12 protein-coding genes are annotated in these 12,996 nt (G+C 38.2%); 8 read left to right on the top strand and 4 right to left on the bottom strand.

Annotation, left to right across the window (positions count from 1 at the left end):
• Window positions 1-270 precede the first annotated feature (270 nt).
• From RIB54_RS20605 to RIB54_RS20595, 3 genes are all read left to right on the top strand, one after another.
• A complete protein-coding gene (locus RIB54_RS20605) occupies window positions 271-2,361 on the top strand; it encodes a hypothetical protein (protein ID WP_350102756.1) in 2,091 nt (696 codons plus the stop codon).
• 85 nt (window positions 2,362-2,446) lie between these two features.
• Window positions 2,447-3,274, top strand: coding sequence for a BT1926 family outer membrane beta-barrel protein (locus tag RIB54_RS20600; protein WP_350066081.1), 828 nt, complete (start codon window positions 2,447-2,449; stop codon window positions 3,272-3,274).
• 260 nt (window positions 3,275-3,534) lie between these two features.
• Window positions 3,535-3,834: a GIY-YIG nuclease family protein gene (locus tag RIB54_RS20595; RefSeq protein WP_350103009.1), complete on the top strand. Its 300-nt coding sequence runs from the start codon at window positions 3,535-3,537 to the stop codon at window positions 3,832-3,834.
• Between the two features lie 328 nt (window positions 3,835-4,162).
• On the opposite strand, the gene RIB54_RS20590 is transcribed toward RIB54_RS20595, so the two are convergent.
• Complete coding sequence (locus RIB54_RS20590; RefSeq protein WP_350066083.1) at window positions 4,163-4,711, bottom strand: AAA family ATPase; 549 nt, start codon at window positions 4,709-4,711, stop codon at window positions 4,163-4,165.
• A complete protein-coding gene (gene pnuC, locus RIB54_RS20585) occupies window positions 4,678-5,310 on the bottom strand; it encodes a nicotinamide riboside transporter PnuC (RefSeq protein WP_350102755.1) in 633 nt (210 codons plus the stop codon). The genes RIB54_RS20590 and pnuC overlap by 34 nt, the downstream gene beginning before the upstream one ends.
• A 70-nt stretch (window positions 5,311-5,380) precedes the next feature.
• Here pnuC and RIB54_RS20580 point away from each other — a divergent pair, with 70 nt between their 5' ends.
• Entirely contained in the window at window positions 5,381-6,124 is a 744-nt protein-coding gene (locus RIB54_RS20580) for a toxin-antitoxin system YwqK family antitoxin (RefSeq protein ID WP_350070222.1), read from the top strand.
• Here the strand turns inward: RIB54_RS20580 and RIB54_RS20575 are convergent, their stop codons facing one another.
• Together RIB54_RS20575 and RIB54_RS20570 are read right to left on the bottom strand one after the other, a co-directional pair.
• The gene (locus tag RIB54_RS20575) at window positions 6,125-7,675 is read right to left on the bottom strand and encodes a tetratricopeptide repeat protein (RefSeq protein WP_350070219.1); all 1,551 of its coding nucleotides are present in this window, start codon (window positions 7,673-7,675) and stop codon (window positions 6,125-6,127) included.
• Window positions 7,672-8,358, bottom strand: coding sequence for a septal ring lytic transglycosylase RlpA family protein (locus RIB54_RS20570; protein ID WP_350070217.1), 687 nt, complete (start codon window positions 8,356-8,358; stop codon window positions 7,672-7,674). Before RIB54_RS20570 ends, RIB54_RS20575 begins: the two co-directional genes overlap by 4 nt.
• A 153-nt stretch (window positions 8,359-8,511) precedes the next feature.
• On the opposite strand from RIB54_RS20570, the gene guaB reads away from it, so the two are divergent.
• From guaB to RIB54_RS20550, 4 genes are all read left to right on the top strand, one after another.
• Window positions 8,512-9,981 carry an IMP dehydrogenase gene (gene guaB / locus RIB54_RS20565; RefSeq protein ID WP_350070214.1) on the top strand — a complete coding sequence of 490 codons (1,470 nt, stop codon included), beginning with the start codon at window positions 8,512-8,514 and terminating at the stop codon, window positions 9,979-9,981.
• A gap of 94 nt (window positions 9,982-10,075) precedes the next feature.
• On the top strand, window positions 10,076-12,139 hold the full coding sequence (locus RIB54_RS20560) for a GAF domain-containing SpoIIE family protein phosphatase (RefSeq protein ID WP_350070212.1): 2,064 nt from the start codon (window positions 10,076-10,078) through the stop codon (window positions 12,137-12,139).
• Window positions 12,140-12,183: 44 nt separating this feature from the next.
• Window positions 12,184-12,519 carry an STAS domain-containing protein gene (locus tag RIB54_RS20555; protein ID WP_350070209.1) on the top strand — a complete coding sequence of 112 codons (336 nt, stop codon included), beginning with the start codon at window positions 12,184-12,186 and terminating at the stop codon, window positions 12,517-12,519.
• Window position 12,520: 1 nt separating this feature from the next.
• Window positions 12,521-12,940 carry an ATP-binding protein gene (locus RIB54_RS20550; protein ID WP_350070207.1) on the top strand — a complete coding sequence of 140 codons (420 nt, stop codon included), beginning with the start codon at window positions 12,521-12,523 and terminating at the stop codon, window positions 12,938-12,940.
• Window positions 12,941-12,996: the final 56 nt, after the last annotated feature.

Raw genomic sequence — 12,996 nt, 5'->3', positions numbered from 1 at the left:
CATTCGAATAGTCCTATTATTCTTAGAATAATATAATGTTAAAATTATTATTTTGTTACATCATTAATTTTTACCATATTAGACTTCGCATTTTAAAATTAATTATAGAGATTCGCAGTTAATGTTTCTAATGTTGGCTACATTATGCACTTCTAAACATCTAAATCAAAATTTTGATTTTAGAATTTACCTTATTGTAACTTTCAGTATGAAACTCAAACGCAAAATTTAATTAATAACAATTATTTCAAACCAAACTATTTTTTTATTATGAAAAGAATTACAAAACTGTTGGCATTTGGGCTGTTCGCAGCAATGACAACTTTAACCTCATGTATCGATAATGAGGTGGCTCCTGAGGTGACCAGGTTAAGAGAAGCTCAGGCATCCTATGTGGAGGCTGAAGCCAGATTAACAGCCGCATTGGCACTACAAGAAGAGATTGAGGCAGCAATGGACTCTGTTCAACTTCAAAGAGATATCGCTGCTTTGGAAGTGTACCTTGCTCAGCAAGAATTGCTTTTAGAACAAGCTATTGACGAGCTGGCTGAATATTTGGCTGAGCATGGCTTAGAGAAGGCTCAAGAGTATTTAGATCTGTATGCAGATGCAATGGACGAGGTTTATGACCTTAATTATGATGTGTTGGATCAGGTTGCATACTTACAGGATTTAACTGATTTGGATCAAGGAGGAACTAACTATGCGCAGATCACTGCAAGAATTCAAAGGGATTTGGATTTAGAAATTGCTGAATTAGCGTTATGGGAAGGTATTTTGGCAGAAGTAGAAGCTGCTCAAGACGATCCAGCTGTTTTGGCAGATCAATTGCCTGCTTTATATGCAGATTTGGAGACGTTAAACAACCAAATAGAAGCTGCTGACAGAGCTGCTGACGAATATGAGGTGACTAATGTTGCTCCTGCTTATGATGCCTATCAAATGTTAATTGGAGGATCTTCTTGGTGGGGTAACGAGGATTACAAAGATCCGGGAGCTGAGCTTGAGGATGCTAAGAATGATGTTATAAATGCCGAGGACAATATTAGAGGCTACGAAGAAGATATTGTAGACATAAACGAGCTTATCACTTACTTTACTGGTTTACGTGATGCAGCTGTTGCAGATTTAGCTGCCTTAACAACAGAGGCTACTGCAAGAAGAACTACTGCAAATGGGTTACTAACAGCCAGAGATGCTGCTGAGGCTGCTTTAGCGTCTGCTCAGACAGATCTTGATCTTGCAAATCTTGGTGATGATCAGGCATTACAAGATTATTTTGATGCCGTAGATGCTTCTAATGACGCTGATAATGACGTAGCCAATGCTGAAAATGATAGAGACATTGCTGAGCAAGATTTAGTTGATGCTCAATTTGCTGTTACCAACGATAAACCAACATATGTTACCAATAGAGACGCTGCACAAACTAATGTAGCTACGGAAACAACGAATGTAGCGAACGCTCAGGCAGCTTATGATGCACCAAATGGAGCAACACAGGCTAATTTGGACGCTTTGAATGCAGCTAGAGCTGCTTTAGCTGCAGCTCAGGCTGATTTAGAATTTTGGCAAGGACTTATTGATGATGTTGATGAGGATTTAGCTGACGCAACTGCTGCTCTTCCTGTTGCAGAAGCTGCTCTAACAGCTGCACTGGCTGCTCAGACTGCAGCTGATGCTCAAGAAATTGCTGCTGAAAATGCTTATTTAGCAGCTTTGGATGCTATTGATCCAGTTATAGATGCTTATGATGCAGCCGATGATGCTTATGATGCAGCATTTGATGCATGGAGTGAGGCTAATAATATTGCAAATGCAGCGGAAAACCTTAGAAACAACAAACAAAACTCAGTTGATGGTTACAACTTTACCCTTAATAGTCTTGAAGATGACTTATTTGAAACAACCAATAACTTAGGTGAAGCACAGGGGGAATTAGCTGAAGCGCAAGGAAGAGTAACACTATGGGAGCCATTGGCATCTGCTACTGAGGCTGACGTTGCTGCTGCTTATCAGTTGTATTTGGAAGAAGAAGAGATTTGGAATGACCTATATGATGTGGCTGATGCACTTGAAGACCAATATGATGCAGCAGACTATTTAGTAGACGTAATTGAAGATCAGTTAGACGATATTAATTCTGTAATCGAAGATGTTCTTAACGAAATTGAGAACCTTGAAGATAACATCACAAGCCTTCAAGAAGATCTTAGTGATAACATGATCGATGAGCAAGAGTGGAATGATATTATTGCTGCTGAGCAACAAGAACTAGAAGCATTGCAGCAAGAGTTGGCTTCTTGGGAGGCTTTAGCTGCTGAGTATTTAGCGCTTATGAACGCTGCAATAGCAGGATAATTCCTCTTTAGGATACCATAATAAATCCCTCGGCTTAGCCGAGGGGTTAATTTTAAAATTTTTAATACATCCTAAAGACGATAATATGAAAAAATATATATTATGTACGCTAATGCTGCTGGGCTCAGTGGGCTTCGCATTGGCACAAGATGACGACCAGACTGGTTCTGATCAGGGATCTGGTGATGCGGGTTACGCACCTGCAGCTGGAGATCTTTCAGGGGCAATTCTGTTTGGGAGAGGACTCTTTTTGGATTTATCCTTGGATGTTCCTAATAGTTTCCCTTTTGGTGGTACGGTTGATGGATCATCTCCTACTGCTTACAGGATTGTGAGTGATATGAACAGTGCTTCAAACATGGTTGGTGGAGAGGCACGTTACTTCATTACGAACAGAATTGCAGTGAAATTGGGAGGAGCAGCGATTTTCAGGAATACACCTGATCAGCCTAATGCCCCTGCACCAAATGCAGCCCCAGGAAGTGTTCAAACCATCCCGGATTATGCTGCGGTTGATGCTGAAAATGAGGCCTACATGACTATTAACTTAGGAGGGGAGTACCATTTTTCGTCAAAATATGAAAGATTGTTTCCTTACGTAGGTGCTAATTTTCCATTCCATTATGGAAGATACACTGTGTTTGATCCTACAGTTTCTGGAGGAACAAATCCAGTAATAACTGATTATGGTCAAAGAAGTGCTGAACTTCTTGGTTTTGGAATTCAAGCGGCTGCTGGTGTTGACTATTACTTAATGGAGGGATTTTTCTTTGGTTTTGAAATCAAGCCTATCTCTTTCATTTATGCTTATTCAACCCAAATTCCGGCTCCTGGTTTAGAAGAAAGACAAGCTGAAACAACAACTTTGTCATTCTTTACTCAGCCATTCCTGAAAGTAGGATTTAGATTTTAATTAATCTTAAATATTTTATGAAAAGAGGCTCCCATTGGGAGCCTCTTTTTTGTTTAAAGCAATTTTAAAGATTTCTGATTCTTTGCGCGTGCCTACCGGGCAGGCAGGCTCTCTGCAATTACGGAGTTGGTCGGTTGAACGGCTTAGGTTGCTATGACGGTGTGCATTTTAATGACCAGTCTGATTTCTATCGACAATCTCATTTTCATCGTCATTCCTGCGAAGGCAGGAATCTCTCTAAAATTTATTATTTTCATGCTGTGGCTAAAGGAGGTTATGTCTACATTATGTCAAACAAGACAAGAACAGTACTTTATATTGGAGTTACTTCAAATCTCTATGCCAGAGCATATGGGCATAAAAATAATGAAGGCAGCAGCTATACCATGAAATACAAGTGTCACGACTTAGTGTACTTTGAGTTTTACGAAAGAATAGAATCAGCCATACAAAGAGAAAAACAGTTGAAGAAATGGAAGCGAGAATGGAAAGAAAACCTCATCTTATCATTTAATCCAACAAAAAAAGACTTGTTCGATGAAGTTTCTGATTTTCAATAATCCAGATTCCTGACTCGCTGTGCCTACCGGACAGGCAGGCTCTCAGGAATGACGGAGTTGGTCGGTTGGTTGAACGGCTAAGGCAGCCATGACGGGCTGCATTTGAATGACCAGTCTGATTTACGAGGTCAATCTGATGTTTATGGCCAGTCTGATTTGCCACGTACTCTTAATTTTCATAACCATTCTGCCATACATGCTTCTCCAGATTTTACCGTCAATCTCATTTTCATCGTCATTCCTACGAAGGCAGGAATCTCTCTGAATACAGCATGATTATGGCTGATAAAGCTTTCAAGTTTAACATGCTATGCATTTACTTATCTTGCTAACGCTCACTTAGCAATTGATCGATAGCTGCCACCGCTAAACTCATTCTCCTATAATGATCACCGGAAATTTCAACAAAATTGGTATTGCGCTGCTGCAATTCTGATTTAAATAAATCATAAAAAAATTGGCGCAGCTCTGGGTTCTCACGCTGCGGGTCATCATGCCAGGGGATGTCAATGCCCATTAACAAATGGAGGTCATAGGTTCTTTGATGATATTCTTCCAGTATTTCATCATAACATGCTCCGTACTTATACTCGCCCCAAATTTTAATTACGGTTAGGTCTGTGTCACAAATGAGCAGCTTATTGGCTTGTTGTGCTAGCGTATCCTCTTGTTCTATCTGGCCTTTAGCAATAATGGGAAGGTCTTTTTCTTCATAGGGTCTGTCTAGACGGTCGATATAATGTCGAGCATATTCTGGCACCCAAACGGTGTTATAATATTTCGCCAATAGTGAAGCCAACGTACTCTTGCCAGTGCACTCAGGACCTACCAGTACTACCTTCTTTATACTTGTTGTTGACGGATTATTTTCTTCCATTCAATAAAACCAGCTATTGCCAGACCAATGTAAATAAAATACAGTAGTGCATAAAAATGAATGCCCTTGTAGAAATATATGCCTGCTGCCAATACATCAACAACAAACCAATAAATCCAGTTTTCAATATGTTTTCTGGCCGTAAGCCACATTCCAATAACACTAAGTGAAGTTGTAGCTGCATCCCAATAGGGAACGGATGCAGGCTTAAGGTTTGGAAAGATCAGGTGCACCGAAGAAAGGAAATAACCAAATAAGAAGATACCCACAAAGGAAATAATGACGAAAAAGGCATTTCTCTTTAGAGTCATCCATGTTACAGGTACTTTTGATTCATCTCTGGGTTTTCCATACTTCCAATGGTACCAACCATATATATTGAGTACCAGAAAAAAGATGTGCAACAAAAAATCACCATAAAGTTGTTGCTGCCAGAAAATAACAAAGGATAATAAGACGTAGGTAATACCAGCAGGCCAGGTGAGAATGTCCTCTTTTATTAAGTAGTAAACGGCCAGTAACCCAAAAATGAGACCTAGCGCCTCGATTATGTTGATATTTATTAAGTAGTGCCAGCTCTCTTTTATCAATTCATCCATGCTGCCCAAAGATATTCTTATTTTACTATTTTTATGAAATTATATACTTGTTTACCCTTTTCAGTTTTAAATGTATTTATCGAGATATTTAGTTATTAGCTGCTGCTTCCTATTGGCTTGTGAAGACTTGCCCAAGGAAACTTCCCAGAATAAAATTAAGGATGGTGTGGTGAAGCAGTACTATGCAAATAAGGTTTTAAAGAATGAGATTGAATATAAGGATGGTAAAAGAAATGGTATAGCAAAAAACTACTATAAAAATGGTAGACTCCACCAGCAGATAGCATATGTAAATGACAAGAAGAATGGAGATGCTATTACTTACTATGAAACGGGAAAAGTGTTTCAGATAACACCATACGAGAATAATTTGATACATGGTATCAGAAAAAAGTACCGTCCTAATGGGAAGTTAATGGCTGAGGTGCCATATAACTATGACAGACCGTGTAAGGGTTTGAAGGAGTACTTGCTAGATGGGAGTCTAAAGAAGCAATATCCTAAGTTGGTTGTTCAGCCAATAGATAATGTCCTTAAAAATGGCACTTACATTTTGAGGATCAAATCATCAGATGGCACTTCAAGAATCAAGTTCTTTGTTAATACTAAACTTGGTGCCAATGGCTGTCTGGAAGGAGGTGAACCTTCAACTAATCTAAGTGAGCCGGGTGTATTGGAAGTAAAATTTAACCTACCTGAAAATACCTTTATTATGGAAGAGCTGCACTTTGTCGCAGAGATTACTACTACACTCGGTAATCCATACATAGTTTTAACAAAGCATAATTTGGCAATAGAAAACCGAGGCTTGTAGCTACTGGATCATTCTTTTTCTAACCAGTAGCTCATGACTGTGGGGAGCCATATTTAAGCCTTCATTGATCACTTTCAGGGCTTTTGACTTATTGTTTTTCCTGAAGTAATATACCCCGGCCAAAGAGTATGCCCTTCCTATATTGTTTCTGTCAATTGTTAATTGCGGATCATATAACTCTTCATATAGACCTTTATATTTAAGTCCCCTCTTTTCATCACTCAAATCATAAGAATTACCCATTTCAATAAGATAAGTGTTGACCAATGCACTTTTGAATAAGTTGTTTTCTATTAATAGCACATGTTTCGATTTGTACTTCTCCAGCACCACCAAAGCCTCAGTATTCGAGTCGTTCTGCATTGTTCTGATAAGGGTAGTGACCAGAATATTATTGATATCAAGGTTGCTTGTTTTGATAGTATAAGCCTGTTCAAAATATTCCAGCGCTTCCCTAAATTTGCCTTGATTGTATAGGGCCCGTCCTTGCTCATAATTGTATAAATAGGATATTTCCGATTCTAACTCTGTATTGCTAATGCCTTGCAAAAATTCATTGTAAAAGGTTTCTAACAATTTGGCATCTCCATTTTCAATCAGATGTGTGTTTATCATCCTACCAAACTCACTTTTAATAACCTCATTATCAATATCATAAGCTTTATAACGTGAAAGTTTTTGCAAATAGCCTACATATTTTAATTCCTCATATTTTTGACCATTTATGAGTTCTGCCAGAAAGGCCAGCATCAACGTATTGACTTTCTGGCTAGGATATAACATCCAGGCCTTTTCCAATTGCTGATAGGCACCTTCTAAATCTTTGTTGTCTACCCGGTATATAGCGTCATTGATATATTGTATGCCTATTAATTGGGTTAAATTAATATCGGTATCAGTAAAGTAATATTCATCAAAAAGAAGATCTGCGGATTTGGATTTAACCTCGGCATCGCTAATCATCTTCGCCTTGGCCATACGGTCAATATAGGCTTGTTTATAGCTGGAGTTAAATTTCACATAACCTCCTGCAGGATCTGTAGCTTCAACAACTATTTGCTCATTTTTCGGATAAGCCAATACATAAACATGTGTAGGCCGCTCTTTTATAATATAGGGAATTTCAGCTTCTTCAAGAGCCATACTATATAGAGCAGACGCTGACACACAGTTGTATTGGCCATTGTCAAAAATTGAATTGAAGAGAATACGCTCTTTATATTGGGTAAGAAAAGCATCGTGTATTTCATCATAAATGATCTTTAACTTTTTGTCTGCCCGCTTTGATTTTACCTTCTCATTGTAAATTGACTTAAATTGGGTTTGATATCTTAATTGAGCGTCTTCAAATTTAGCATTGTCAATGGAGGGATCAATCGCCATAAAGACTTCCATATAATTGAAGTCGTTTTGCTTGATAAATTTGGTCAATGCCTGCTTTTCGAAATCGGAGTTAAAATGCAATTCGTTAAAATATACCAAGGTATCTTGCCCGTTTACTAAAGGGCAGATAAGTGAAAGTACTGTCAATGTTAACAGCCTGAACTTCATATCTTGTCAAATTCTACAATAAACGCATCTGGATATCTCTGCTGCAGTTTGACTTTAAAGTCAGTGGCTTTTTCCCTATTCTTAAAGTCGCCTACAATAATGGCGTACACTTTAACCCCATTAATTAGCTTAACCTGAACGGTCACTTCTTTCTGATAGGAGGATTTAAGATTGTCGGCTAACCTCACAAGGTTGGCAAGCTCCTGAAATGTTCCTATCTGAATGCCAAATCCATTTGGATTGATTCGGTCAACATCAAATTCATAAAATTCCTTTTCATCTACAACAACATGGTCAATTGGTTTTATTGGCCCACTTCCTTTGCCATCACCAGCATCAACAACTTCAATTTTTACATCTGCAATTCCAACATGGATTAAACCAATTTTTTCAGCGGCCGATCGGGACAAATCAATAACCCGGCCTTCTACGAAGGGGCCACGGTCATTGATTCTTACTTCTACGCTTTTGCCATTGCTTACACTTGTTACTTTTATAACCGTACCAAAGGGCAAAGTTTTATGAGCAGCTGTAAGTTTTGAGTGCTTATACTTCTCTCCACTAGCTGTTGGTTTGCCTTCAAATTTATCGGCATAGTAAGAGGCCTTACCCTCCTGAATTTGTGCTTCTAAAGAAACTGCTATTAGCAGCAAGACAGCTGATATTAATATCTTTAAATTCATCACTTTCTTATTTATCAATATTTGTTAATACTGTTTTAAATATAACAAATTAACCCATTGAACCTTGAGCTAAATTCTTTTTGCTAAATTATTAATTTAATAGGTTGGTTTACTGTAGTTTTGCACGGCAAATAACATTAACGCTTATTTGCTATGTCCTTAGATACATCCAAATTCCTTTTTGAAGCGCTTACTTATGATGATGTGCTTCTTCAGCCCGGTTACTCAGACGTTTTACCAAGAGATACCGACACTTCAACTCAATTAACAAGAAACATTAGATTAAATATACCACTTGTGTCCGCTGCAATGGATACGGTGTCAGAATACCACCTTGCTATAGCCATGGCCCTCGAAGGTGGCCTTGGGTTTATTCATAAAAACATGCCTAAAGAAGAGCAGGCTAGCCAGGTAAGAAAGGTAAAAAGATCACAAAGCGGCATGATCCTCGATCCTATTACTTTGAATATTAATTCAAAAGTATTGGATGCAGAAAATATTATGAAGGAATACAAAATTGGGGGTATTCCTGTTATTGATGAGTCAGGCAAATTAATTGGTATTATTACCAATAGGGATCTTAGATTTCATAAAGACATGAGTACTCCTATTAAGGACATCATGACAAAAGACAACCTGATTACCGCTGAAGAGGATATTAATCTCGAAAAGGCAGAGGGTATACTTCAGCAGCATAAGATTGAAAAACTTCCTATAATAAATAAATCTGGAGTATTAACAGGTTTAATTACCTATAAGGATATTCTTAAGAAACGAGATAAACCATTTGCCTGTAAAGATGAATACGGCAGATTGCGGGTTGGGGCTGCAGTAGGTGTTACACCTGATATTCTGGATAGAATTACACTTCTTAAAAATGCCGGGGTTGATGTTATCAGTATCGACACTGCTCATGGTCACTCAAAGGGTGTAATAGACATGCTTAAGGAGGTAAAGAAGGCCTATGGTGATCTGGAAATTATTGTTGGGAACATAGCCACTGGTGCTGCCGCCAAGGCATTGGTAGATGCAGGTGCAGATGCCGTTAAGGTAGGTGTCGGACCAGGAAGTATTTGCACGACCCGAATAATAGCAGGTGTTGGTGTGCCTCAGCTTTCAGCAGTCTATGAGTCGGCCAAAGCTATTAAAGGTTCAGGAGTTCCTGTTATTGCTGATGGAGGTATTAGATTTTCTGGAGATATTGTTAAGGCCCTGGCCGGAGGAGCTAATAGTGTAATGATTGGTTCTTTATTAGCTGGTACTGAGGAGGCCCCGGGTAAAGTAATCATTTACGAAGGCCGTAAGTTTAAATCTTACAGAGGTATGGGTTCATTGGAAGCTATGGAAGATGGTTCCAAGGACAGGTACTTTCAAGATGCTGAGGATGATATCAAAAAATTGGTTCCGGAAGGAATTGTAGGACGAGTACCTTATAAAGGATTGGTTTCCGAAGTATTATACCAATTGGTTGGAGGGTTAAAGGCTGGTATGGGTTACTGCGGAGCAAAAGATATTGAATCTTTAAGCGATGCTACTTTTGTAAAAATAACTGCGGCTGGTGTTAATGAAAGTCACCCGCATGATATATTCATTACCAGGGAAGCCCCAAACTACAGCAGGTAGTTAATAAACCATAAAAATTTTAAAAGCGAGGCCCTTGGTTTCGCTTTTTTCGTTCTGTAAACACATTATTTATTATCTTCATGGCGATTTAAAAATGATCAGCAGGAAAGCCATAATAAGATTGAGTACACTGCTCGCGATATTGTCGTGGGTAAGTCTGGTATTTACAGATCTTTCAATTGTATTTAGTAGCACAAGCAATGTTGCTCCGAGTGTTGGCGCTAACATTCCGCCTGTACTTTTGAGCTTATTCATTATTTCAATATTTGTGTATTATAAATACAGAATAGAGAAAGCTGAGAGTATTAATTTCGTTGATTTACTTTGGAAGGTATTTGTTTCAGGGTTAGTTGCGACCATAGTTTCACTTCTTTTTAGGCTGCTTTTAAATCTTCTAGGCAATACCAAACTTGCAGAGAATGTAATATTCCTTGATTTCATTTATCTCATTAATTTGGGGTTAGTCATAGGATTTCTTGTGTCTACATTTATAGTTTGGAAGCGCCTGATTCTTTATCAAAAATCTAAGTTTTTGATGGCTACCTGGAAGATTTTCGAATATGGCCTTTTCCTAAGCTTGTTGTACAATCTAATTGACCTACCTGCTTTCTCATGGTTTGAGGATGTATATAAAGGCATTCTTGTTCTTATAGGTGTGGTGCTTTCTGCAAATATGAAATGGGTGGCTTTTCTAAATTTCAAACAGAAATGGAAAGGCATTTTATTGATAGCGCTGGCCATGTTCTATCTTGGCTATTTTACATTTACCCTTACAGGCTTTGCCGTGGATATTTCAGAGGTTACAACCTCTTTTCAGGATTTTAGGGATAGCGTGTTTTTAATTGCCATAATGAGTTTCATTTTTGTTTACTCATTATTTTCACTATTGGTTATTCTTTTCAACCTGCCAACATCATCTGTTTTTGAGCAAAAATTAGAGGAGGTGGTTAACTTCCAAAGACTTAGTCAGTCTATACAAACAGAGCAGAGTGAAGACAGGGTTTATGACATACTTTTAGAAAGTTCTATAAGTACAGTTTTAGCCGATGCTGCCTGGATTGAGGAGATTGCAGAGGATGGAAAGTCTATCTTCCACACCCATAATATCAAGGAAGATGAGATAAAGAGGATTAAAGCCCATTTTGTTGCCAATGATGTAAAGGGTATTCTGGATAAAGGCAGTGATAGAACCAAAAACCTTGGTAAACATCTTGCAACGCTCAAGGGAACCCATTTTAGATCAATGATGGCTTTCCCTATTTATGTTAAAGGCAAACAAGAAGCCACCCTTGCACTTCTCAAAGATGTATCAGATGGCTTTAATAAAGAGAATGCCAAAATCATAGATACCTTCACCAATCAGGCCGGAATATCAGTTGAGAACTTCAGGTTACTTTCTGAGGCGCTTCAAAATGAGCGGTACAAAGAAGAGCTTAAGATTGCGAAGAATGTTCAAAGCAGCCTATTACCCAAGGAGCTTGATCAAAATAAGGACTTTAATCTTGTGGCTTTTTCTGAAGCAGCAGATGAAGTGGGCGGTGACTATTATGACACCCTAAAAATTGATGAGCATCAGACCGCCATTATTATAAGTGATGTTTCCGGTAAGGGAACTTCGGCTGCCTTTCATATGTCTCAAATGAAAGGGGTTTTCCATAGCCTGGCACAGGTGGGTATGGATCCAAAGACATTTTTAACAATGGCAAATAATGCCTTGAGCAAGTGCCTGGATAAAGCGTCTTTTATAACCACCAGCTACTTTGTTATTAATACAAAGAAGAAGGTAGTTGATTTCGCACGAGCAGGGCACTGCCCTACCTTGTACTACGATTCCAAATTGAAGGAATGGCAGTTTTTCCAAAACAAAGGCCTGGGTTTAGGAATTTTAAGAAACAGTGGGTTTGAGAACTATATTCAATTGAATTCGTTCACATACAACCCTGATGATATCATAGTATTATATACGGATGGAATAACCGAGGCAAAAAACAGCAAGGGGGATGAGTATGGGTATGATAGAATGTTAGACGTAGTTTCCAAAATGGCAGATAAAGAAGCATTAGGCATACAAGATGCCTTGATAAATGATCTGTATAAGTTTACAGGCACACCGGTTATTGATGATGATTATACCACACTAATTATAAAGTTTAAGTAAGATTTGAATAAATAACATAAGTAATAACAATACGTAAAAGAGTTATGGTTGACGTTAAAAGGATACAGGAAGGAAAATATGATCTTATCACCATAGTAGGCGAGGTGGATGCCAGTTCTTCAATAGAATTGGACAATGCCATTGCTGAGGCTATAAAGAGTGGTAATAAGGCCTTCTTGGTAGATTGTACTTCATTGGAATATATTTCTTCAGCAGGGCTAGGTGTTTTTATGTCCTATATAGAAGATTTTAAGAAAAATGACATTCACATAGTCCTATTTGGCATGAATGAAAAGGTGCGCAATGTCTTCGAAATTTTAGGGTTGGATCAATTACTTACTATTAGGGGCGAAAAGGAAGAGGCGAAATCGGCATTGTGAGATGAAATATAGCTACAAGGTACCATGTAAAAAGGAAAAGCTTCGGGACATCCGCAGCTTTGTAAAGGAGATTTTAGACAAACACGGTTTGTCAGAAATTGACGCAAGTACGCTTGTTTTAGCTATAGATGAAGTTTGTGCTAATCTTATTATTCATGCACATCAATGTAACGCCAAGGATTCTATTGAGCTTCAGATAAGTGTTAAACAGAATGACGGAATCATCTTTGACATTATAGATAAAGCTGAGATTTTTGATATTGGTCAATATGAAGAGCCAAAACTGGAAGATATTATCAAAAAGCAACGAAAAGGAGGCCTTGGATTAATATTAGTAAAACGCATAATGGATGATATAGAAATCATTCATGATTCTTCAAGGAACATTTGCCGTCTCACAAAACGGATTGATGTGATCTAAACCAGATCAATCGTACTTTCTTAAGCATAAAATCGTTAAAATTGCAGGGTTTTTAA

Origin of the sequence: Fulvivirga sp. (assembly GCF_040218215.1) — a bacterium.
Taxonomy (GTDB): Bacteria; Bacteroidota; Bacteroidia; order Cytophagales; family Cyclobacteriaceae; genus Fulvivirga.
The sequence above is the reverse complement of the archived record's forward strand: the minus strand, read 5'-3'. Positions and strand labels throughout refer to the sequence as shown.